This window comes from Priestia sp. JSM ZJ58 (assembly GCF_044383985.1).
GTDB lineage: Bacteria > Bacillota > Bacilli > Bacillales > Bacillaceae_H > Priestia > Priestia zanthoxyli.
Window position 1 is genome coordinate 911,013 of the sequence record NZ_JBISEM010000001.1, and the last position, 22,599, is coordinate 933,611.

The window sequence follows — 22,599 nt, forward strand, 5'->3', positions numbered from 1 at the left end:
TGTGCTAATGAATTAATGGTTTAATGGAGTAAAGCTAAGAAGGTATAAGAGCGTAAAAAGAGGTTATTCTCCTTAATAAAAATCAATAAAAGGTGTAGGAAAAAAATAGGTGGTGTTGTATAATAATTCGATATACTTAATTTTTATAGAAAGAAGGTAAAATTTATGAACTACTGTTTAGCACAGCCGGAGGACGCTGCTACAGTTCACGATCTTATGCTGCAAGCCTTCTCCGTCTATCGCGATTCTGTCCCACCTTCCAGTGCTCTTGATGAAACAACGGAATCTATTATGCAATCGTTAAAGCATGGAAAAGAAGCTGTCATTTTATACGTCGAAAATAAGCCCGTAGCGATGGCGCGCTTTACGCTAGAAGAAACGAGCTTATATTTTTACCGTCTGTCTGTTATTCCTGCTTTTCAAGGAAAAGGACTGGCTAAACGGCTTATTCAATGGTTAGAAACATACGCCAAAGAGTGTGGTAAGGAAAGTTTATCATGCAAGGTGAGAATGAGTGTTTCTCGTAATATAGCTTTATATGAATCAATCGGCCTTTACATAGAGGAAAAAGAAATCGTACATAGAGGGGGAGTGAATATTCCCGTAGTAAATATGAAAAAAGAGATTTTAAAAGGAGCAATGGCATGAATAAATCAACTCTTCCTTTACCGCCTCCTGTCTTTCTTTTAATCGGTGTATTAGCCGTTTCCTTTTCTTCTATTTTAATTAAATGGTCGGATGCGCCTGCTTCTATTTTAGGAATGTATAGACTGCTGTTTACCGTCCTTTTATTTTTACCGTTTTTACCATGGAGAAAAATGAAAATTCTTTTTAAAAACAGCACGGTAAAAGAATGGCTAATGCTAGCTGTATCAGGCGTGTTTTTAGGGCTTCACTTTCTGTTTTGGATGGAATCTTTTTCACATACAACAGTTGCTAGCGCTATGATTTTGACTGCGCTCGAGCCGGTCTTCGTAGTGATTGGAGCTTATTTTTTATTTAAAGAAAAAACAAGCAAAGTAGGAGTCATCAGTATTTTAATGGCTGTTAGCGGCTCGGTGATTATCGCATCGGGCGATATCGGAGTATCTAAAACGGCTCTTTACGGAGACTTACTTTCTGTTTTAGGTACAGTGGCCGTTTCTGTTCATATGCTGGCGGGGCAAGATCTATGCAGGAAAATGCCTCCAATCATCTATAGCTTCGCCGTTTTTTTAATCGGTGGACTGGTTCTATTTGTTTACAATATTTGTACAAACGTATCGCTGACTCAGTATGACACAAAGGATTGGTGGATCTTTTTGCTTTTAGCGCTTATTCCTAATATTTTTGGTCACGCCTTATTTAACTGGCTGTTAAAGTATGTAGGTGCTACAACGATTTCGATGGCTATTTTAGGCGAGCCAATTGGTGCCATCATTCTCGCCTATTTCTTGCTTGGAGAAATGACAACCATTTCTCAGCTAGCGGGAGGAATGATTGTGATGATTAGTGTGATGATCTTCTTAAAGTACAAAGCAGCAGAGCCCGAAAAAGTTATAGCTTTTCAAGAAAAGTCGAATATCAGCTAATGGGATAGGCAAGCAGCACCGAGTATGATACAGTTTATTTATCATTATTTACCATTTAGTAAAGAGGTTTTTATTAAACTACATAAAGCAGGTGTAAATATGCTGAAAAAACTAACGGATCACGTTTATTACTTTCCTCATTCTGAAGAAACGGATCGGCCGGTGCTCGGGCTTATATGCGGGGAGAAGTATAGTTTCCTCGTAGATGCTGGGAATTCTCCTGCGCATGCATCATCATTTTTAGAAGAAGTGGAAAAAATGGGAGCCCCTCCAATCAAAGGAGTAGCTATTACGCATTGGCACTGGGATCATACATTTGGCATTCATGCAATGAACAAATATACAATCAGCCATCATTTGACGAAGAAAAAGCTGGCCTATTTAAAGACACTGCGCTGGGACGATGATTCCTTGGATAAACGCGTCCAGGAAGGGGAGGAAATCGAATTTTGCCGGGATATGATAAAGAAAGAAATGCCGTGTCGAGAGACGTTAATTTTACGGGAGCCAGACGTAACATTTCATCATCATATGGAAGTTGACCTAGGTGGAATCACTTGTTGCATTCAGCATATTGGAGGGGTACACGCGCAGGACTCGTCCGTTGTCTACGTCCCCAAAGAAAAAGTACTGTTTTTAGGTGATTGTCTATGTCCAGATTTTTATAGCGGTGACGGGAGTTATGATAAAGAAGACCTTGAGCGGATTCAGAGAGAACTTAAAAAATATGATGCGCAGTATTATCTTTCATCTCATTTTGACCCTGAAACTTCTGAGGAACTTTGGAGAGATTTAAACCAATTGAGTGCGATTGGAGAAATTGTAGGAAATGAAGTCGATTTAGAAAAAGCATGTTTTCAGTTTGAATGTGAAACGTATAAGAAGCCAACAAATGAGCAAAAAGAGAGAATACAGTATTTTGTTAATGGAAATGTCAAACGTAAAAGCAGAGAACTGTTTTAATAGTTTATGCATAGCCTAATGGTAAATAAGCCCGCCTGTTCATACTATATTATGAGCAGGCGGGCTTATTTAATTGGTTATGCTGTGATATGAGTTTTAAGTTATGATAGTAAAATAAATAACTTGACGAAACAAAGTTATAAAAATATAATGAGTTACATAAAGTAAGTTAATTAAAAAATGATCTATTTAAAAGGAGAAATAATCATGAACTTTCACCGTGCACCCCATGTATTTGTTGGGAAAGTAAATTTAAAAGTAGAAAATTTAGAGCGTTCACTTGCTTTTTATCAGCAAATAATCGGGTTTAAACTTTTAGGGAGAAAAGAGAACAAAGCCTTGTTAACAGCTGATGGACGCACGGCGCTTTTATCCATTGAACAGCCGGAAAACGTTACAGCAAAACAGCCTCGTACAACAGGCTTATATCATTTTGCTCTATTGTTGCCGACTCGTTCTGATTTAGGAAGTATTCTGCAGCATTTGTTAAATAGCGGTTATCCGCTTCAAGGGGCGTCTGATCATCTAGTGAGCGAAGCGCTGTACTTGGCAGATCCAGATGGAAACGGCATAGAGATTTATCGAGATCGTCCGTCAAGTACATGGGAATGGAATGACAGTGAAGTAGTAATGGCTACAAAACCTTTAGATGCAGAAGCAATATTAGCTGAAGGGAACGGTAAACCATGGACAGGATTACCTTCAGCTACCTTAATGGGACATATTCACCTTCACGTTTCTGAATTAAAGCAAACGGAAACCTTTTATCGAAATGGATTAGGTTTTGAGGTTGTGAGCAATTACCATAATCAAGCCTTGTTTATTTCAACTGGGCGCTATCATCATCACATCGGACTAAACGTTTGGAATGGAATTGGAGCGCCTAGTCCTCTTGAAAACAGCGTTGGTTTGGACTCATTTACACTTGTTTTTCCAGCTGAAGAAGCAAGGGAACAGGCAATAAATAAGCTTCGTGAAATCGGAGCAGCTGTGTCTAAAGAAAACCAAGATTTCATCACAAAAGATCCATCAGGAAATATAATTAGATTAGTCCTTTAACATAAAAGCTGCCGCAGTTGGCAGCTTTTATTTATCGCAATGTTCGTCAAAATAGGCAAGAAATGTACACTTTTTTCTCAAATAGTAAGATGATAATGGCGAAAATAGTGTTATTTTCAGGGAAATAAACGAAGAGTCTTATGCTTAAAAAAGTTTGTAAACAAGCGTGCGTGGGAATAAAATACATATCAAGCATCATTTCTTATCATTATTGAATCTTTATATAAAGTCTTTCCATATAAAACCTTGAAGGAAGGGAGCGGAAACCTGTGAGATATAAAGTGAAACATTGGCTTAGATTAACTTCAGACGAGCGCTATCTTGTATTGTTTGCTACTGCTGCTTTGCAAAAAGAAAAGCGATAAAAGAGTTGTTAATAGTAAGGAAAGTAGCTTTATATGCTAACGAAAAGGTAATAAAAGGCCTGAAAATAATATATTTATTTTCAGGCCTTTTATTGTTTTCAAACCTTGTTTAAGTCAACTGTTGAGAGATAGCTTCGGCCGTTTGTTTGCCGTTTGTTATACACGCTGCAATCCCCACTCCATAGTAAGAACAGCCGGCTAATGTAATAGCGGGGTGCTTGTCATGCAATTTTTGAGTCAAGCTGCGTACGAGTTCACCGTGTTTAAGGTGATAGGTAGGCATCAATTTATCCCAATTTGTTACGTCGCTTTCAATGGGCTGCTCTTTGATCCCTAAGCTGTTTTTAATGTCCTTTTGTGCCACTGCTAGCAGCTCTTCTTTTGACATCGTCCGCAGGCTGTCAAAGTGGTGACTCGTGCTTTTATAAAACAGGCGAACTAACAAATTCCCTCGCTTAGAGGTGTGAGCCCATTTTTTGCTCGTCCACGTGCAGGCATTGGCGATTAAGTTGCTTGATTGAGAAGCAATAAACCCGGTGCCTTCAGCGGGAAGGTATTCGTCTGGAACGTCATAGCCGATGTACACGCTAATGAGAGAAGAATCTTTTAACTGCTCAAAGTCTTCGTTTAGTTCGGGATCGTTCAACAGATGCTGAGCAGCCGTGTGCGGTGTAGCTAACACCACGTAATCCGCTGAATAGGCTTGCCCCGGCGTAGTGATTTGATAGCGCTCATCGTACTGTTTTATGCTGGTGGTTGGCGTATCTTTTAAAATCGTTACATCAGAAAGCTCTTCTTCTAAGCGGTGAATAATCGTTGATAAACCTTGTTTAAACGAAATGAATTTTTTATTTCCTGCCGTTTTAAATTTTTTTTCATTGGCGCCCATTCCTTTGATGATGCTGCCGTACGTGTTTTTGTAGTCGAGCAGATACGGGAGAGTCGAAGAAATCGTGAGCTTGTCTAAATCGCCAGAGTAGACGCCCGATAAAATAGGTGCAATTTGCTTTTCTACTAGCTCTTCTCCTAAAAAATGTTTTAAAAAGAGTCCAATCGAGCTGTCTTTCGTAAACGTTGTATTTTTAGTAATTAAGTCTTTTAAAGCTGTAATTTTAGCTTTTGAAGAAATCAGCTCGCTTTTAAAAAGAGATTCCACGCTTGTTGGAATACCGAACATGGTATCTTCAGGAATTGGAAGCAGCTCATTAGCAGAGTAAATAAATGATTTGCCCGTTTCGTTATAGACTAAATCGTTTGTTAAGTACAGCTCTTCTAGCAGAGGCATAACGTTTTCTTTTCGAGCCACAATAGAATCCGCCCCTGTTTCCATAATAAATTCCCCAGCTTCACGCGTATTGATTTTCCCTCCTAGATGGGGATGTTTCTCTAGTAATAATAATTTAAGCGGAAGATTACGTTCTCGTTTTAGTTTCTGCAAATAGTACAGAGTGGTTAAGCCCGTAATTCCTCCTCCAATAACAGCGACCGTTTTCAAAATATTCACTCCTACATTTTCAACAATTAGTCTGTAATATACGAAAATCATACCACTATGACTAGGAAAAGTGTAATGAATTGATTGTGAACATAGTGTATGCAAACACGAAAAGAAATATTGAAACTATACGATTATATATTTTGAAATTACATAAAATAAAAGCTCATACACGTAGAGAAAATGACTGAGACGCAGCAGTGAAGGAAGGAGGAAGCATCATGCTCGGCGGTTTTATGGAAACGCTGAAAAAAGACTGGCTCGCTTTAGTATTAATAAGTGTTCTTATATGCGGGATTACCTTAAATGTACGAGCTGAAGAGAAGAGCGGACGAAGCGGATACATCGAACCAAAGCTAGTTTTTCCTGTGATCAGTGATGTTCACATTAAGGAAACAGGAACGCTTGATTTGCGTACTTTTCAACATGCATTAACGCAATTAAATGAACAGGCACCGAAACAAGATGCATTCGTAGTCGTAGGAGATTTGGCCGACACAGGCGCGTTAAAAGAATACGATCGCTTTTTTTCTATTTATAATCAAAATAAACAGTCGCAGGCCGTGTCTCTTTTTACAATTGGCAACCATGAATACCGGGACAGTGTAACCAATCAGCAAGCGCAGCAGCGTTTTTTATCTAAAACCAAAATGAAGTCTCTTTACTTTCATCAAGTGATAAAAGGATATCATTTTATCATGCTTGGAACAGAAAGCCGTCTGACCGCCGGTGATTATTCAATCAAACAAATTAACTGGCTTGCTGAACAGTTGAAGATAGCAAAGCGAGACGATCCTAAAAAACCGATTTTTGTCTTTATTCATCAGCCTATTAACAATACATTGTACGGGAAAAACAGATGGGGGATAGAAGTGAATGAACAGCTTCTTTACAATACGTTAAAACCTTATCCGCAGGTCATTACGTTTTCTGGTCATACCCACCATCCGTTGGACGACCCTCGTACTATTTTTCAAAGAGATTTCACCTCTCTTGCAACGTCTTCTGTTCGGTATATATGGCCTGGTGCTGGATATTTACAAGGTGAACTTCCTCCTGGCTACCGAGATGTGAGTCAAGGTCTTCTTGTAGAGGTTTATAATCGAAAAGTAGTCGTTAAAAGGCGGGATTTTCACGCCAATAAGTGGACGGGAGAAGCGTGGGAAATTGACACACCTGCAGATACAAAAAAATTTCACTACACGAATGAGCGAGATTTAGTAAAACCGATTTTTCTTCCAAGCTCTACTATTTCTGTTATACAAGAAAAAGCTTCAGCAAATCAGCTTTATATCCAGTTTACGCAAGCGGTGGATAATCTGATGGTTCATTCTTATCGCATTACCGTCAAAAATAAAGAAACTGGAAAAGTGGTCAAAACATATAATGCATTTTCTCAATATTACAGCGATCCTGTTCCGGATGTTTTAAGTCTTCCGTTATCCGGTTTGCAGCCTCATACTGCGTATCAAATAGAAGTAGCGGCAGTGGATGCGTTTGATAATCAAAGCGATCAAAAATTAATGATTGAAGGCTCTACTAAATAGCTGAAAGAATCCTGATTTTTATTGATTCTTTTAGCTTTTTTTCATCTGTTTTTAATGTTATTTTCATTAGATTTTTAAGTGGAGTTGCTACACTGAAACTGTATTTAAAGTCATAATATGTAATTTTTATGAAAGTATCAAAATCAAAAGGAGTTTATATGAAAGGATCTTTTGTACGTTTTTTAGTAGTGGGACTGGTCAATACAGCAGTAGGTCTCTCCATTATGTATGTGTTGCTTCATATCTTTCATCATTACTGGATAGCGACGTTCGTTGGCAATGCAGCGGGGGCAGTCGTCAGCTACGTGTTAAATCGAATATTTACGTTTAAAAGCGGAGTTCATTTATCAAAAAGCATACTGCGTTTTATTTTAGTTATTGGCATTTGCTACGGCTTGTCTTACTATATTGGACTGCAGTTCTCCAGCTGGTTATTGCATCAACTTCCTGTTGCGGTGCGTCCGTTCAAAAAAGACGTCGGTATATTAATTGGAACAGGTCTGTATACGCTTTTAAATTATACGGGTCAAAAATACTTTGTATTTAATACAAAAAAAGAAGCAGTCGTCCACGATTAGCTTTTAGTCATTATGAAATGGAAATAGGTGTTAACAGATGAAGAAAGAAACAGCTATGAATAAAGAAAAAACATTGCTTATTATCGCTTTCCTTTTGCTGCTTGCGTATGTATCTCCTATGTTTTTGCTTGGGGAAAATTCACATATACGCGTGCATGATAATTTAGACTCAAATATTACGTGGTATAAAGTTCTGCATCGAAGCGGAGAGCTGTTTGGCTCCAGTCATGCCGTATTACCTCAAATTATTAACGGATTGCCGAGGAATACGTTTGGAACAGAATTTAGCGGTATCCAGTGGCTATATGGTTTATTCCCGACCATGCTTGCATACAGCCTGAGTCAAACGATCACGCGCGTATTTGCTTTAATTGGAATGTATTTGTTATTAAAAAAGCATTTTATTAAAAGCAAGGATGCGTATGCGATTCGAGTGCTTGTATCGCTTGCTTTTGCACTTACGCCATTTTGGCCTTCGGGCATGCTGAGTACATTAGGACAGCCGCTGGCGCTGTGGGCGTTTTTAACCATTCGAAACCGCGAAGGAACGTGGAAGGAATGGCTTACACTTTTACTGCTCCCGTTTTACGCGAGCTTTGTGCTCGGGTTTTTCTTCTTTTTAGCAGCGATGGGGCTGCTATGGCTAAGAGACGTAGTAAAAAAACGAGCGTGGAATATTCCTTTTTTAAGCAGTATTGCAGCGATGACTGCTGTCTTTCTGCTCATTGAATACCGACTTGTTGATTCGCTTTTATTTCCGGAGGCCCCGACGAGTCGAAATGAATTTTTAAGCTCTACTCTAAGCTTTGGACATTCCGTTCGCCTTGCTTTGAAGAACTATACGCTCGGGCATACGCATGTAATGACGCTTCATACTTTTGTCATTTTACCGCTTTCTTTTGTCGTATTGTGGTTTGTTGCTCGAAATCGCAAGGAAAAGCTTGAAAAAACGTTTTTGCAGTTATTTATTCTTAATCTACTACTGTCGATTTGGTATGCGTTTTGGTTTTATAAAGGTTGGGAGCCGCTAAAAGAAAAATATCAGCTTTTTAATACGTTCAACTTTGCTAGATTTCACTTTTTACGCCCGCTCATTATTTATTTGATGTTTGCCGTTGGCGGCTATGTTTTGTGGAAAAGGAGCAAGGCGTGGAAAAAGTTTGTGTGGGTATGTTTGATTTTACAGCTGCTTTTGTTATTTATAGCAAATCCTGAACTTTACTATCGCTACAATCACGAGCCTTCAGTCAAAGAATTTTATGCTGTGCATCAATTTGATGAAATAAGCAGATATATTGGAAAACCTAAATCATCTTATCGCGTAGCGAGCATAGGGCTTCATCCATCAATTGCTCAGTATAACGGCTTTTATACGCTAGATACGTATAACAACTTCTATCCGTTAACATATAAACATGAGTTTCGCAAAATTATTGCCAAAGAGCTTGATAAAAATAAAAAACTAGAAAGCTACTATGATCATTGGGGCAATCGCTGCTATGTGTTTGTTAGTGAGCTAGGGAAAAAATATGATTACCGAAAAGACTCAACGAAAAAAATCCGTCATTTGCAGCTTAATATCAGCCAATTTAAGAAAATGGGCGGTCGCTATATTTTTTCAGCTGTGCCAATTGAAAATGCTGAAAGCGACGGTTTGCACTTTTTAAAAGCATTTAACGATAAACAGTCCGCTTGGAAAGTGTATGTATATGAAGCAAAGTAAGGGGGCAATAACATGAACAGACCTATTTTAACGATCGTGGTTCCATGCTACAACGAAGAAGAAGTATTCACAGAGACGTCTTTTCAATTAACTACTGTAGTAAAAGAACTAATTAATGAACGACTTGTATCCAGTGAAAGCACCATTTTATTTGTAGACGATGGAAGTAAAGACAGCACGTGGTCGCTTATTGAAAAAGAAAGCTGCAGCAATTTGTTTGTAAAAGGGTTAAAGTTAGCGCGAAATGTAGGACATCAAAATGCTTTGCTTGCAGGACTAGAAGTAGCTCATAAGCAATCTGACTGCGTCATTTCCATTGACGCGGATTTGCAAGATGATATCAGCGTCATTCGTACTTTTGTAGAGAAATATTGGCTCGGGTATGAAGTTGTATATGGCGTTCGAGACAGCAGAGAAACCGATACATTTTTCAAACGAACCACGGCAGTAGGGTTTTATCGTTTTATGAACAAGCTAGGAATTCAGCTCGTTCAAAATCACGCTGATTTTCGCCTTATGAGCAAACGTGCTCTTGGTGAACTCATGAAATATAAAGAAGGAAACGTCTTTTTGCGGGGCCTTGTACCATTAGTAGGATTTCGCTCCACGGAAGTCACATATGACCGCAAAGAACGGACGGCGGGTGAGTCAAAATATCCGCTAAAGAAAATGCTCGCTTTTGCATTTGACGGGATTACGTCTTTTAGCGTAGCACCTATACGCTTACTGACGCTGCTTGGAGGAGCTTCGTTTCTCTTTAGTATTTTGTTTGGCATTTATGCGCTGATTCAAAAATATTTAGATCATACGCAAATTGGCTGGACGTCTCTTATTTTATCAATTTGGCTTGTAGGCGGCCTGCAGCTAATGGGAATAGGTCTTGTCGGAGAATACATTGGCAAGATTTTCAACGAAGTGAAACAGCGTCCTAAATATGCGATTGAAAGAGATTTATATACAAAACACTCGTTAGACAAACAAAAAGATTTGCTGATGCATTAATTAAGAAGCTTCTCCTGAATGGAGAGGCTTTTTTGTTAAAGTGTTTATCATAATTTTTAAGGTAATAGGAGATGCTACTACTAAAATTTCTAAGGAGATCAAAATCTATGAAAAGACTACTTTATACAGTCAGCACTTTTTGTTTTGTTTGGCTTGCTTTTGCAACCATTCATGTCAGCGCTCTTTCGATTGAGAAACTTCCAATGAAGAAATCATCTGAACAATGGTCGGTCGAACTGACAAAAGCGAGCATGACGGGAGATAATCAGCTAAAGTGGAAAAATAACGTCTATCATACATATGGATTAACCGTTGAAAACATTGGAAAAGACGTAGAGCGTGTGCAGGTCCAAGCTTTTAGGCACGAAGGAAAAAATAAGGCGAAATACAGCTTGTTTTCTCCTATTGAAAGGTCTAACTTAAGCAAAAGCGGTCAGCGTTTTCGCTATGCCAATTTTGCTGTTCCTGGAAAAGCGGCAGGCTTAGACATCATGATTAACTGGACGGATGAACAAGGCAACCATCAAGAACATTTTGAATTTAAATAAAAGTCTTCGCTTAGGCGAAGACTTTTTTTTGCAGGAATTTATCTCTGTATGTGGAAAACGAACACGAAAGGAGAGATTGTGATGATTGCAAAAGCTACTGAAGAAGAAATACAGGAAATTCGGACGAAATCTGCTGATGCGCTGTTTGAAGGAACAACGCATCAGTTTCAACCGTCAACTGAACGCGTAAATGAACTAATTGATAATGCCCTTGAAAAAGGGTGTTATTATTTAGTATCTAGACAAGAAAATAAACTTGCAGGCTGGGTTTTTGTCGGTCCATCTGCCGACTTCTTTTCAAAAGCAGAAATTGGCTTTATCTACGAGTTATATGTTTTACCAGAATACCGCGGGCAAGGTCTAGCCAAGCCGTTAATGCAAAAAGCAATTGATGAATTGTCTATCAAAGGATACCCTGAAATCAGACTCAGCGTTCATGCTGGGAATTTTGCACAGCATGTGTACCGTGAACTTGGATTTGTAGATAAACAAATATCAATGAGCCTACAGGTGGCAAAACGTCCGTAATGTTGGTGAATGTCAGCGAGTCCATAAAACATAAGATGTTATACATGCGATGAGGTTCGGTAATGAAAGTAAAAGCAAATAAGTAGCCCAAACGGTGCTTTTATCCAGTGATTCAACAGCTCCGGCACCTGTATTACCTGAGGAGGGGGGATCTTCAAGCGCGTTCATAACTAAAGCCGCCGCTGCTAAAATAATCCCTCCAATGCTTCCGGTTGTTTTGACAATTGCAACGTGGAAAGTAGATGAAAAAGCAATGCTGAGAAGCAGCAGCAAGCTTCCCAAAAAAGCAGATAACATATATCGTTTCATGTGCTCACCATCCTTTATAAAATCATACCATATTTTACTTCTTTTTTCTTTTTATTGAAAAGCTATTGACGTAACCTATAAAACATATTAGAATAGTCAGAAATAATTTAAAAGCGAAATATTCTTATCTAGAGAGGTGGAGGGACTGGCCCTTTGAAGCCTCAGCAACCACAATCATTGAATGGTGCTAATTCCAGCATAGCCTAGCTCTGACAGATAAGAAGAGGAATCTTTTTCTATGATGAAATCCTCTTCTTAGGAAGAAACATTTCGTATAGAAAAGGTGATGACATTGAAAAATACACAACAGGCGCTAAGCGTTGATGATTATTTAGATCTATACTTGTTAGCAAAAGAACTAAAAGACGAAACGTGGCAGCAGGAAATTTTAGCCGCGCTAAAAACGAAGCAAAATCGTTCATTTGAAGACAAACAATCCGCACTCGTTCAAGAAATATGGGAAGATTTTAAACAGTTAAATGAAGATATTTCTTTTACGTATCGCTTAATTCAAGAAGAGCCAACTAATGAACAGTTTCAAGTTAAATTAAGGAACTTGAGAGAACGGCGGATCACGCTGAGTCGTGAATTATATTTAGCTAAAAAACAGTATGTTGAACACACGCAGTAAAAGGATCCGCTTGATAAACAAGCGGTTTTTTTGCATGTAAATGTTAGAAGCGTTCTATTTCGGGTAGTAAATAGATAAGACAAAAAAAGGAGGGATAACAGTGGCCCAAGGTGTATTATGTGAAGTGAATGAGTGCATGTATTGGAAATCGGGAAATAAATGCAGTGCAGAGTCCATTTACGTTGTGAGTCCTGAAAGTAGTCACCATGTTTCTGAAACGGAAGAACCTGGCTGTAAAACTTTTGAACCCGCGAGATAAATGCTAGTTTTATAAAAAAGCATAAAATGAACGATGCGCTGACGGAGTTGAGTCGGCGTTTTTCTATTTTTAAAAAAATACTATTACTTAGGTGCGATAATAAATACATAGTAAAAAAGCAGTGTCTACGTCTAATTGTGCGTTTAAACAAAATGATACGATAATTTTTTTGTTTTTCGACAAAAGAAAAACGAGAGAAAGGTGATAGAATACAAATATACAGCCTAGCTGACTTTTAGCATAAATTTATATGAAAGCGCTAACAAAAAAGCTGTATTCATCTCGTTTTGACAGATTGGAAAAAGGGGAGACGTTTATGCAGGGGAAAACTCAGGGGAAAGAATTGAAACGCGGGTTAGAAGAAAGACATGTGACGCTGATGTCCTTAGGAGCAGCCATAGGGGTAGGGCTGTTTCTTGGATCTGCATCTGCTATTAAATTAGCAGGGCCGGGAATATTATTGGCGTATGGATTTAGCGGAATGATTATGTTTTTTATTATGAGAGCACTTGGAGAAATGGCGATTCAAAAACCTGTTGCAGGTTCATTCAGCAAGTACGCGCGCGACTATTTAGGGCCCCTTGCTGGTTATCTAACAGGTTGGAACTACTGGTTTTTATGGGTTGTAACATGTATGGCTGAAATTACAGCCGTTGGTATTTATATGGGATATTGGTATCCGGATGTACCAAACTGGATTTGGGCGTTATCGGCGCTTGTCATCATGACAACAGTTAACTTCTTAGCTGTTAAGGCATATGGTGAACTGGAATTTTGGTTTGCACTTATTAAAATTTTAGCGATTGTGTTAATGATTGCCGTTGGATTATTAATGATTGTGTTTGGAATCGGGAACGGCGGCGTTGCGACGGGTATTAAAAACTTATGGGACAACGGCGGGCTGTTCCCGAACGGATTCAAAGGTATTTTACTGTCGCTGCAAATGGTTATGTTTGCATATTTAGGAATTGAAATGATCGGCGTTACCGCGGGAGAAGTGAAAAATCCAGAAAAATCTCTAGCAAGAGCGATTGATTCGGTCTTTTGGCGTATTCTTATTTTCTACGTTGGTGCATTATTTGTCATTATGTCGATTTATCCTTGGCAAGAAATTGGTTCACAGGGAAGCCCGTTTGTATTAACATTTGAAAAAATCGGGATTCCAGCAGCGGCAGGCATTATTAACTTTGTGGTGCTAACAGCAGCTCTTTCTTCTTGTAACAGCGGTATTTTTAGTACAGGCCGTATGCTGTTTAACTTAGCAGAGCACGGAGAAGCTCCAAAAGGATACGGTCAGCTGACAAAAGGCGGCGTACCTGGAAAAGCTGTTTTAGCATCAGCGGGTGCGTTATTAGTCGGAGTAGCGTTAAACTACATTGTGCCTGCCAAAGTATTTACGTGGGTAACAAGCATTGCAACATTCGGTGCGATTTGGACTTGGGGAATTATTTTGCTTTCTCAAATTAAGTATCGCAAAACGCTAAAAAAAGGTGAAGAGGCAAAGTTAAAATACAAAATGCCTTTATTTCCGTTAACGTCTTATGTGTCACTTGCGTTCCTAGCGCTGGTGGTTGTTCTTATGGCGTACAATCCAGATACAAGAATTGCAGTTGTTATCGGACCACTATGGTTTATCGGTCTTATTATTGCGTACTACGCAAAAGGATTTCATAAACGAAGTCAAGGTTCAGCTGGGACTGAGCAAAAGCTAGTGAAGTAAACGAAAAGACCTCTTTCTTGGAAAGAGGTCTTTTCGTTTATTTGTTCTTACTTTCCTATAAATAATTAGTTTAGATAGGTTTCAATAATTGTTTCAATATCATAAGGAGTAACACCTTCATCAAGCGAATAAATAGTGTCAGCTTTTTGTTTGTCATGGACAAGTGTTCCTCTAGCTTGTGCGTGAAATGAAAAAAGATCATAAAGCGTTGGCTTTAACAGCTTTGTCATGGCTTTTCCCATAAGAGAGACCGAACCATTGTTTTGTTCAAGATTATTTTCAAATTCAACATGGTGATGCAGCGAAATATCCGTCCAGATTAATTTTCGCTCTTGTAAATCAAAAATTAAAGGGATGGAGATGGTGGAATCACTAGCAAGATCTACTTTATTTTGTACGGTAGAAGGTTCGAATATCTCGCCGGACTCTATGTGCTGTCTCATCATCCATCCTCCAAAACATTCGGGAAGCATAACAAAAGGCTGGACAGAAAATGAATAAACGTTCATCAATATATAACGGCCGCCTTTTTTTAGAATCGTAGGGATATGCAAGTCAATAAATTCACATGCCCCGTTAGGAGCAGATGTAATATCTCCGCTGTGAAAAGCTTTGAAGCTTTTTGAAGATAAGTTTGTATAAGAAATATGCTCTTTATACTGCCAGTTTTCATCGTAAATTCCGGCAGATAAATCAATATCTACACTACCGGTATGTTCACCATTTGCAAAGCCTTCTTTCCACCAAATGAAAAAACGAAGCGTATCGCCTTCAGGAATTGTTAATTTACTTCCCCTGCTAATCGTTTTTAATGTTTTGCTGCTTGAACGCTGTGAAAACGGTATAGTTTGTTCACGCAAACGTTCATCAAGCCATACATTTCCAAGAGGTGGCAACTTAGCAAAACGGTCATGTAAAGCATCTTTGCATGCATCTATTACACCATCACAAAGATTTTTACGAAGAGAGGGTAAGGGATTATCAAGCGCCATTACTTTGGACACATTCCCTTTTGGAAACACTACGCGCATATCTTGTCTATGATGTCGATGTTTCATATGTGAATAGAGCTGAAGCAGTACTGGCGTAGAGACGTGATGAGCGACCGCTGCAAATGCTGTAATAATAGAAGCAGCTTCTTGTTCCCCAGTAGATAAGCGCAGCAAATGGTCAATTCGTCTAGCAAAGTCACCTGGACGTTTTTCTAAAAGTGAAACTGCTTTTGAGACGTCTTGTTGCTCGAGTGCTTTCTCTAATTTACTATAGAACGTCAATGGTCTTTTATGATTCCGAACAGTATCGAATCCTTTAGCAGCATGAGGAAATCGATGTTTGTATTCTCCAGGATGTAAAATTTCACCTAAACGAATCCACTTTACTTTATAACGAAACATATCTTCTTCTACGTTTGGAGTGCTTTCTAGCAGCTGCAACAAGCTTCGGCGTTCAAAACGACTAAACTTCTTAAATAAAGTGGGTGATGAAAGGCTAATATCGCCATCAGATAAAGCGGTTGCCAAACGTAAGACATCTGTTGCTGTTTTAAAATAAGAAGACAAGACATCAATAGGTAGTTTTTTTGTCTTAATTAACACTGAGCTAACAAATGCAGCATTTTCTTTTTGAGGAATGACTGCTGGAAGTAGATCTAATGCCGGTAAATTGATAAGAGACCATTCGATGTCTGCTCGATCCGTTTGCGATAATGAGGTATTGGCACCAATTAATTGGCATATCATAAGGTCAAATTCTTCATCTGTTCCGAGGTCAATAATCCGTAAATCTGTAGTATCTAACAGTGGAAAAACATCTTGTTTTTCACTGTTTGGTAAAACCCCAGTCAGATAGTGAAGTACGGCATTTATGTATAGTTCTGCTTCGGAAGCTTGCATGACTTCGTTTGGAAAGTTAGGATACATCGGTTTATATTTGACATGAGCGCCAACAAGTCTTTTTAAAGATAAGAGAAGCTGCTCATAAAAAGACATAAATTCGTAGAACGGAAGAGTGAGTAACCGATCAATTAAAGAAGTTGAAGCTGTAAATCCTAATGCCTCAATGTTTTTTAACATGGAAGCTACATAAGCAGGGGGTAATATATCTGATCCTTGCTTCACAATTACTTTAGACTGTCTTCTTAAAAAAATATCGTTTTTCATTCAAACACCACCATGTATGATTTGCACAGAAAAAGCCAGGCGCTGTGCTTCCTGACTTTGAATATATGTATAGTTAAGTTAATAGATTAAGGAAAGCGATACCTCTAAATTCTAAGAGTTGGATGAGAAGGAAGAAGTATCATAGCCTTAATCTTTGAATATTGTAACATCATATCAAAAAGATGTAAAATAATAATAGTTTAGTAATAAAAGGAATTTTTTATCTTTTTTATCTATCGAATTCTCCCAATTTTAAACCCATTATCAATCTGATGAAAGCCGACTTTTGGATAGTAGTTCATAGCAGAAGGAGCGGAAAGTAAAATGAGCGCGGCTTCTTCACCGATTTCTGATTGAACGTGCTTGATGAGCTGTGTGCCGATTCCTTGATTTTGATAGTCTTTTACGACAGCTAAATCCGATAAATAGCAGCAGTAGCTAAAATCTGTTAACGCTCTGGCTATGCCAATGAGTTCGCTGTCTTTCCAAGCGGTAACAGTAAGGGAAGCATGATCAAGCATTCTTTGAATCCGATCAAGATCTTGTGCCGGACGTTTAATACCTGAATGTACAAACACTTCAGCAGCTTGTTCGGCACGGATTGAGACGTTGGTTTTGTAAGTAATGGTCATTGTGTCATCTCCTTGATTTATAAGATATAGTCCAGTATATGAAGAATCTGAACTGAGAATAAGTGTCAGAAACAGTAAATTTAATAGGGTCAGTTAGAAAGGAAAGAACATCATGTTAGAGTTAATGCCTTTGCTCGATAAAAGAAAAGCAGATCCCTTATACATGCAGCTTTATACTTACATAAAAAAACAAATTCAAAAAGGCACCATTCCGCCTCATGAAAAACTGCCTTCTAAACGAAAGTTAGCTCTTCATTTAAGCATTAGCCAAAATACGGTTGAAGCGGCTTATGTACAGTTAGAAGCTGAAGGCTATATCGAGATACTAGCCAGGAAAGGAGCATTTGTAAAAGAGATAAAAAATGAAGTCGTGCTTCAAAAACAGCCTCCCGCCTATGTCTCTTTACCGGAAGAAGAAGGGAAATCAACTGTCATTGACTTTAGCCATGGAAAGGTAGACGTAGAAAAATTTCCGTATAACACGTGGAAAAAGCTAACGGTTCAAACTATTTATCATGATGAAAGCCAGCTTTTTTATAGCGGACATCCACAGGGCGAACTGCTTCTTCGTCAAGAAATTGCAGCGTATCTTTATCATTCAAGAGGAGTGCGCTGCACAGCGGAGCAAATTGTGATAGGTGCAGGTACACAGTACCTCATGTGGCTGCTTTCTGTCATTCTAGGAAAAGAAAAGATAATTGGGTTCGAAAACCCAGGCTTTCACCGAACGAGGCACGTTTTTCAAGAACAAGGCATGTCGGTCGTCCCTATTTCTCTTGATAGTTCTGGCTTGAAAGTGAAGGAACTGAAAGAAGGCGGAGCGGATGCGGTGTACATTACGCCGTCTCATCAATTTCCTGTTGGGATGGTCATGCCGATAGCAAGAAGACTTGAACTATTAGAGTGGGCGGCAGAAACGAATGGCTATATCATAGAGGATGACTATGACGGAGAATTTCGCTATAAAGGAAAACCGATTCCGGCCCTTCAAGGATTAGATCAAGACGATCGCGTTATTTATACGGGTACGTTTTCAAAATCGTTGATGCCTTCTCTTCGAATAAGTTATGCCGTGCTGCCACACCGGCTTCTTACAAGTTATATGAAACACTGTGGACTTTTTAAACAGCCTGTTTCAAGGCTTCATCAGCATACGCTTTTTCTGTTTATGAAAGAAGGGCACTGGGAACGTCACTTGAATAAAATGAGAACAGCATACCGTAAAAAACAAGCGCTGCTGCTAGATTGTTTGACTACTATTATGGGAGAACGTGTAGATGTTATTGGAGAACATTCTGGCTTGCATATTCTTCTTAGGGTAAAAAAAGGAATGAGTGAACAGAAACTAATTGAAGCAGCTGCCAAACAAGGGGTAACGATTTATCCAACATCTATTTATTATCATAGTGCGGGTGAAAACAACACGCCCTATGTATTGCTTGGATTTGCAGGATTGTCTGATGGAGAAATAAAAACAGGTGTAAACCTGCTGTTTAAAGCTTGGTTTGAACAGAAGGATTGAGAGGTACGCTGGGGGGATTTCTATGAAAGTAAAGCGGAAATTGTTTGGTTTATGGACAGGAGAGCTTACGGCAGCTTTACTGTTTGCTGCGCTGTGGATAGGGTACTTAAATGAGTTTTCTCATCTGGCTTTTTATTTAACAACGTTTTCAAGTGTGTATGCTTTTATTATACTTGAGTTTATCCTGTTTCAAGGAAGCTTGTACTGGTTTATGAAATGGAGGCGGGTGAGCCGAAAAGAAGATTCTCATTTGCCCTCCAGCTACATTCAGTTGTTTCTGCTTTTTAAAAAAATGAATAAAATTCTTCTTACGTTAGGTTTAGGTGTACTCATTTACCACTATATGCAGTTAGGGGTTAAGGGACTTGCTTTTTTTCTAGGCCTTTACGCGTTTGCTTGGATTGAATATATTAACTACTATGTGATTAGACTTGCTTATCAAAGTCCAAGTGAAATCAAAGAATTTTTTGAGCAAAAAGGCTTTAAACGATCTATTTTAGCGAGAGAAATAGATAAAAACCAGCGCGTTTGATTACACAGACTGCGCTGGTTTTTTTGTCTGGAAATCGAGAATTTTTGAAAATTAGTGGATCTGTAGGTAAAGGAAAGTTTGATAGGAAGAGGATGCTTCTTGTAAGGAAGTAACAAATGTATAAAAAAGCGGTGTTACATTCATGCGGTTGTTTCTCGACCAGTCATGGTTTGCGAAAAATGATTTTCTTAGTTCGGCTGTGAGTTCAAGCTGCACTCCGGCTTTTAGCAGATTATCGTTCACAATGTTTTGTTCGCTTGTTCCCGCTATGTTAGAAGGAGCGTCACGGACGGTAAAGCCGTTTTTGCGCAGTGATTGCTTCATCAGCTCTTTATAAAGCTGATTTTTTCCACCTATATACACGATAGGCTGACTGCCGCTGTAGCCGTGAATCGTCAAAACGGACATGCTTTGCTGAGCCATTCCTCTAGCAATCGGTTCGTCAAAATTTTCTGAGGTTATGTGCAGAACTCCGTTGTTAGTGGACTTGATGCCTTCAAATAAATAATAAGAAGCAGAAAAACGATCGGCGAGTTCTTTGGCAACTTCTGATGTACCTGGTTCAATTCCGCCGCCGTGAATGGCCATAATGGATAAATAGCTAAAGCGATGTTCGTAGCGAATATCGTAGTCTTGATGGAGAATTTCGTGCTGCTGCAGTTCTGCATAGGAAGAGTAATAGTCACCGCTTGCATAAGAGGGAAGGGAAATCAAAAAGCAGTACATAAAACATAGCAAAATGCTTGTACTCCATTTGAATAAACGGTTCATTAATAATCACCTCTATTTATTCTATGATAAATAGAGGTGATTATTAATTTTTTCGCCCGATATAAAGTAAGTGAGAAGACAGTCCAAGGTGATAAGGGTTCGATGCTTGTTGAATAAGGAGCTGAACGATGTTGTTCATTTCTTCAGAAGAAGTTTCCTGCCAGTACGTCCACTCTTTTGAATTAACTGACGAGGCAACGTTAGAGGCAATCAGCTCGATGCATCGAAATCCATGCTTCTTTAAAAACGGAATAATATCCTCAATTTTAGTGTAATAAGCGTGAGTAAATCGCCTTTCTTCTGCATGATTAAAGCAGCCTGATTCATAAAAATCATGAAGCGCTTTTGCCGTGTTGTTTGGTTTTAAACGCTCCGGCGATGTTAAAGAAGAAATGACGTGCTGAACGCGCGGCATAAATGAAATAAAAACAGTTCCGCCTGGCTTTGTTACCCGATACAGCTCTCGAACGGCTTGAATACGGTCTTGTTTCTTCTGTAAATGATACATTGGTCCAAGCATTAATGCGGCATGAAATTGTTCATCTGAACAATAGTGAAGGTTTCGTGCATCTGCCACGTGAAAATTACGAAATACATTATATACTTGCTGTTCTAAAGCTTTTTCTTTGGCTTTTTCAACCAACTGCGGTGTCAAATCAGTTAAAGTTACTTCATAGCCGTTTTCTGCTAGTTTCAAGGCATATCTTCCCGGTCCGGCACCGTTATCTAAAATATGGCCTCTAGGAGGAAGGTGTTTTTTTATGAAATGCCAGTTTACTTGAAACTCAATAGGTTCTCGTTCTAACCGTCCCCACTCATCAAATCTGCTGTAATAATCGATAACTTTATCCACTTTGATTAGCCTCCACTTTAAAAAATAGTTATAGTAAATTATAACAAAAATAGAAATAGTTAATAGGTACATTTGTGAAAAAGTGAAGAGAAAGGAGGAGAAAGAATGACCGCAGCTTTTATTAGTCGTCTAGCCCTATCAGGTTTGTTAGGAGCTTTGGTTGGTTTAGAAAGAGAGTTTAGAGCTAAAGAAGCAGGGTTTCGCACTCATTTTTTAGTTGCTGTCGGTAGCACGCTGATTATGCTAATTTCGAAATATGGCTTTTCAGATGTGCTTCATCAAGATCATATGGCTCTTGATCCGAGCCGGGTGGCCGCACAAGTAGTAAGCGGTATTGGTTTTTTAGGAGCAGGTATGATTATTATTCAAAAGCAGCATATTAGAGGGCTCACAACAGCCGCAGGCGTATGGGCAACGTCGGGAATTGGTTTAACCATTGGGGCCGGTATGTATACAGTCGGCATTAGCGCAACTATATTAGTGCTGATTGGCTTAGAAATATTGAACGTAATGTTTACATCTCTTTCTACTCATTCCATTTTAATTAAGTTTCGTGCAGCAAATCAAGAGGATATTTATGAGCTGCTTGATAAGATTGAAAAAGAAAATATTATGATTTCGTCTTACGAAATTCACCAAGATCATCATCAAGGTGAGCTGCTCTATTTTGTTGAAATAAAAGGAAAGGCAAAAAAGAAAGGGAATAAAGTAGAATTGATTAAATCGATTCACTCTATGGCTCACGTGTTATTTATTGAAATTGAATAAGCACTTATTTATTTTTTCAAAAGAGACTGGAAGAAATGTATTTTAGTTGAAGGAAGAGCAGGGCCGAACGATGAATGGAGGACGTAGAATTCGTGTATGTAGGTGCTTCTAGCGGTTAATTGGAGGGTAAGGCGAAGACTCCTGCGGGAAAAGCGGAACAGGTGAGACCCCACAGGAGCATAAGCGACGAGGAGGCTCAGCAGCCGCCTGCGGAAAGCGAAGCCTTGCACGGAAATCAACCGCGGTGTTAAAAGTAATCCATACTAACTCATTTATCCAATTTGTTCTCTCTATCTTGCTTAAACCGTTTTGCTGTGTTTTATCATAGCAAAAAAAGGCTATTACCTAAATATAGAGAATTTTACTGGAGGTTATAAAATGAAAATTGGAGTTGTAGGTGCTACAGGAAAAGCAGGAAGTTTTATCGTGAAAGAAGCCTTAAATCGCGGGCATGACGTGACGGCAATTGTACGTGATGCGGGCAAAGTAGAAGAAAAGGATGTTCGTACACTGGAAAAGGACATCTTCGATATTACGGCAAACGATATTGAAGGTTTCGATGCGGTAGTGAATGCGTTTGGAGCTCCTGAAGGAAAGGAACATCTGCATGTAGAAGCGGGGCAATCGTTAATTCATGTATTTAAACAAGCTCCGGACGTTCGTCTTCTTGTTGTAGGAGGAGCAGGAAGTTTGTTTGTAGATGAAGAGAAAACGACGCGTCTAGCAGATACGCCTGATTTTCCAAAAGAGTACAAAGCGACAGCTGACAACCAAGCCCAAAATTTAAAAGACTTAGAAAGTACAAGCGATATTAATTGGACGTTCATTAGCCCAGCAGCATTTTTTAATCCTTCAGGAAAACGAACGGATGCTTATAAAACAGGGAAAGATCATGTTATTTTAAACTCAGAAGGAAACAGCCATGTCAGCTATGCGGATTACGCCATTGCAGTTATTGATGAAATTGAGCGAGGAGAGCATGTAAACGAACGCTTTACCGTTGTATCCGACGCTAGATAAAGGAAAAGCCGCTTTATGCGGCTTTTTTTGTGCATGTTATACTA

The 22,599-nt window shown here is 38.9% G+C and carries 23 protein-coding genes, 1 pseudogene and 1 riboswitch; of the genes and pseudogenes, 18 read left to right on the forward strand and 6 right to left on the reverse strand.

Going from position 1 to position 22,599, the window contains the following annotated elements:
- Window positions 1–165: 165 nt before the first annotated feature.
- The 4 genes from ACH6EI_RS04650 (at window position 166) to ACH6EI_RS04665 (ending at window position 3,593) form a co-directional block, all read left to right on the forward strand.
- Complete coding sequence (locus tag ACH6EI_RS04650; RefSeq protein ID WP_098999618.1) at window positions 166–648, forward strand: GNAT family N-acetyltransferase; 483 nt, start codon at window positions 166–168, stop codon at window positions 646–648.
- Window positions 645–1,571 carry a DMT family transporter gene (locus ACH6EI_RS04655; protein ID WP_033579879.1) on the forward strand — a complete coding sequence of 309 codons (927 nt, stop codon included), beginning with the start codon at window positions 645–647 and terminating at the stop codon, window positions 1,569–1,571. The genes ACH6EI_RS04650 and ACH6EI_RS04655 overlap by 4 nt, the downstream gene beginning before the upstream one ends.
- Window positions 1,572–1,595: 24 nt before the next feature.
- The gene (locus ACH6EI_RS04660; RefSeq protein WP_098999619.1) at window positions 1,596–2,534 is read left to right on the forward strand and encodes an MBL fold metallo-hydrolase; all 939 of its coding nucleotides are present in this window, start codon (window positions 1,596–1,598) and stop codon (window positions 2,532–2,534) included.
- 207 nt (window positions 2,535–2,741) lie between these two features.
- Window positions 2,742–3,593: a VOC family protein gene (locus tag ACH6EI_RS04665; RefSeq protein WP_098999620.1), complete on the forward strand. Its 852-nt coding sequence runs from the start codon at window positions 2,742–2,744 to the stop codon at window positions 3,591–3,593.
- 474 nt (window positions 3,594–4,067) lie between these two features.
- Here the strand turns inward: ACH6EI_RS04665 and ACH6EI_RS04670 are convergent, their stop codons facing one another.
- On the reverse strand, window positions 4,068–5,453 hold the full coding sequence (locus ACH6EI_RS04670; RefSeq protein WP_099331237.1) for a protoporphyrinogen oxidase: 1,386 nt from the start codon (window positions 5,451–5,453) through the stop codon (window positions 4,068–4,070).
- Between the two features lie 221 nt (window positions 5,454–5,674).
- Here ACH6EI_RS04670 and ACH6EI_RS04675 point away from each other — a divergent pair, with 221 nt between their 5' ends.
- From ACH6EI_RS04675 to ACH6EI_RS04700, 6 genes are all read left to right on the forward strand, one after another.
- A complete protein-coding gene (locus tag ACH6EI_RS04675; protein ID WP_034328197.1) occupies window positions 5,675–7,000 on the forward strand; it encodes a metallophosphoesterase in 1,326 nt (441 codons plus the stop codon).
- Between the two features lie 158 nt (window positions 7,001–7,158).
- Window positions 7,159–7,578 (forward strand): GtrA family protein, encoded by a 420-nt coding sequence (locus tag ACH6EI_RS04680; RefSeq protein WP_028415074.1) that lies wholly within the window; start codon window positions 7,159–7,161, stop codon window positions 7,576–7,578.
- Window positions 7,579–7,615: 37 nt separating this feature from the next.
- Complete coding sequence (locus tag ACH6EI_RS04685) at window positions 7,616–9,301, forward strand: DUF6044 family protein (RefSeq protein ID WP_028415073.1); 1,686 nt, start codon at window positions 7,616–7,618, stop codon at window positions 9,299–9,301.
- Between the two features lie 12 nt (window positions 9,302–9,313).
- Window positions 9,314–10,303, forward strand: coding sequence for a glycosyltransferase family 2 protein (locus ACH6EI_RS04690; RefSeq protein ID WP_034270670.1), 990 nt, complete (start codon window positions 9,314–9,316; stop codon window positions 10,301–10,303).
- Between the two features lie 107 nt (window positions 10,304–10,410).
- Window positions 10,411–10,851 (forward strand): hypothetical protein, encoded by a 441-nt coding sequence (locus ACH6EI_RS04695; protein WP_028415071.1) that lies wholly within the window; start codon window positions 10,411–10,413, stop codon window positions 10,849–10,851.
- 81 nt (window positions 10,852–10,932) lie between these two features.
- Window positions 10,933–11,379 carry a GNAT family N-acetyltransferase gene (locus ACH6EI_RS04700; RefSeq protein ID WP_028415070.1) on the forward strand — a complete coding sequence of 149 codons (447 nt, stop codon included), beginning with the start codon at window positions 10,933–10,935 and terminating at the stop codon, window positions 11,377–11,379.
- 12 nt (window positions 11,380–11,391) lie between these two features.
- Here the strand turns inward: ACH6EI_RS04700 and ACH6EI_RS04705 are convergent, their stop codons facing one another.
- Window positions 11,392–11,688 carry a hypothetical protein gene (locus tag ACH6EI_RS04705; protein WP_014458607.1) on the reverse strand — a complete coding sequence of 99 codons (297 nt, stop codon included), beginning with the start codon at window positions 11,686–11,688 and terminating at the stop codon, window positions 11,392–11,394.
- A gap of 121 nt (window positions 11,689–11,809) precedes the next feature.
- Window positions 11,810–11,911, forward strand: a riboswitch (SAM riboswitch).
- A 63-nt stretch (window positions 11,912–11,974) separates the two neighbouring features.
- Between ACH6EI_RS04705 and ACH6EI_RS04710 the strand changes: the two genes are divergently transcribed.
- From ACH6EI_RS04710 to alaP, 3 genes are all read left to right on the forward strand, one after another.
- A complete protein-coding gene (locus tag ACH6EI_RS04710; protein ID WP_230624677.1) occupies window positions 11,975–12,319 on the forward strand; it encodes a hypothetical protein in 345 nt (114 codons plus the stop codon).
- Window positions 12,320–12,419: 100 nt separating this feature from the next.
- Window positions 12,420–12,578 (forward strand): DUF1540 domain-containing protein, encoded by a 159-nt coding sequence (locus tag ACH6EI_RS04715; RefSeq protein ID WP_016765258.1) that lies wholly within the window; start codon window positions 12,420–12,422, stop codon window positions 12,576–12,578.
- A 316-nt stretch (window positions 12,579–12,894) separates the two neighbouring features.
- Window positions 12,895–14,298, forward strand: coding sequence for an alanine permease AlaP (gene alaP / locus ACH6EI_RS04720; RefSeq protein ID WP_028415068.1), 1,404 nt, complete (start codon window positions 12,895–12,897; stop codon window positions 14,296–14,298).
- Between the two features lie 65 nt (window positions 14,299–14,363).
- Here alaP and ACH6EI_RS04725 read toward each other — a convergent pair whose 3' ends face one another.
- Both ACH6EI_RS04725 and ACH6EI_RS04730 read right to left on the reverse strand, forming a co-directional pair.
- Window positions 14,364–16,457, reverse strand: a complete 2,094-nt coding sequence (locus tag ACH6EI_RS04725; protein WP_028415067.1) for a TerD family protein — start codon at window positions 16,455–16,457, stop codon at window positions 14,364–14,366.
- A 233-nt stretch (window positions 16,458–16,690) separates the two neighbouring features.
- Window positions 16,691–17,089, reverse strand: a complete 399-nt coding sequence (locus ACH6EI_RS04730) for a GNAT family N-acetyltransferase (RefSeq protein ID WP_028415066.1) — start codon at window positions 17,087–17,089, stop codon at window positions 16,691–16,693.
- Between the two features lie 112 nt (window positions 17,090–17,201).
- Here ACH6EI_RS04730 and pdxR point away from each other — a divergent pair, with 112 nt between their 5' ends.
- Entirely contained in the window at window positions 17,202–18,611 is a 1,410-nt protein-coding gene (gene pdxR, locus ACH6EI_RS04735; RefSeq protein ID WP_028415065.1) for a MocR-like pyridoxine biosynthesis transcription factor PdxR, read from the forward strand.
- A gap of 22 nt (window positions 18,612–18,633) precedes the next feature.
- Window positions 18,634–19,143 carry a hypothetical protein gene (locus ACH6EI_RS04740; protein ID WP_028415064.1) on the forward strand — a complete coding sequence of 170 codons (510 nt, stop codon included), beginning with the start codon at window positions 18,634–18,636 and terminating at the stop codon, window positions 19,141–19,143.
- Between the two features lie 51 nt (window positions 19,144–19,194).
- Here ACH6EI_RS04740 and ACH6EI_RS04745 read toward each other — a convergent pair whose 3' ends face one another.
- Complete coding sequence (locus ACH6EI_RS04745) at window positions 19,195–19,914, reverse strand: poly-gamma-glutamate hydrolase family protein (protein ID WP_028415063.1); 720 nt, start codon at window positions 19,912–19,914, stop codon at window positions 19,195–19,197.
- Window positions 19,915–19,957: 43 nt separating this feature from the next.
- Window positions 19,958–20,767, reverse strand: coding sequence for a class I SAM-dependent methyltransferase (locus tag ACH6EI_RS04750; RefSeq protein ID WP_028415062.1), 810 nt, complete (start codon window positions 20,765–20,767; stop codon window positions 19,958–19,960).
- A gap of 105 nt (window positions 20,768–20,872) precedes the next feature.
- Here ACH6EI_RS04750 and ACH6EI_RS04755 point away from each other — a divergent pair, with 105 nt between their 5' ends.
- The 3 genes and pseudogenes from ACH6EI_RS04755 (at window position 20,873) to ACH6EI_RS04765 (ending at window position 22,555) form a co-directional block, all read left to right on the forward strand.
- Window positions 20,873–21,535 carry an MgtC/SapB family protein gene (locus ACH6EI_RS04755; RefSeq protein WP_028415061.1) on the forward strand — a complete coding sequence of 221 codons (663 nt, stop codon included), beginning with the start codon at window positions 20,873–20,875 and terminating at the stop codon, window positions 21,533–21,535.
- A gap of 130 nt (window positions 21,536–21,665) precedes the next feature.
- Window positions 21,666–21,863 (forward strand): annotated as a pseudogene (locus tag ACH6EI_RS04760) (hypothetical protein); the annotation flags it as partial.
- 50 nt (window positions 21,864–21,913) lie between these two features.
- The gene (locus ACH6EI_RS04765) at window positions 21,914–22,555 is read left to right on the forward strand and encodes an NAD(P)-dependent oxidoreductase (RefSeq protein WP_028415060.1); all 642 of its coding nucleotides are present in this window, start codon (window positions 21,914–21,916) and stop codon (window positions 22,553–22,555) included.
- Window positions 22,556–22,599: the final 44 nt, after the last annotated feature.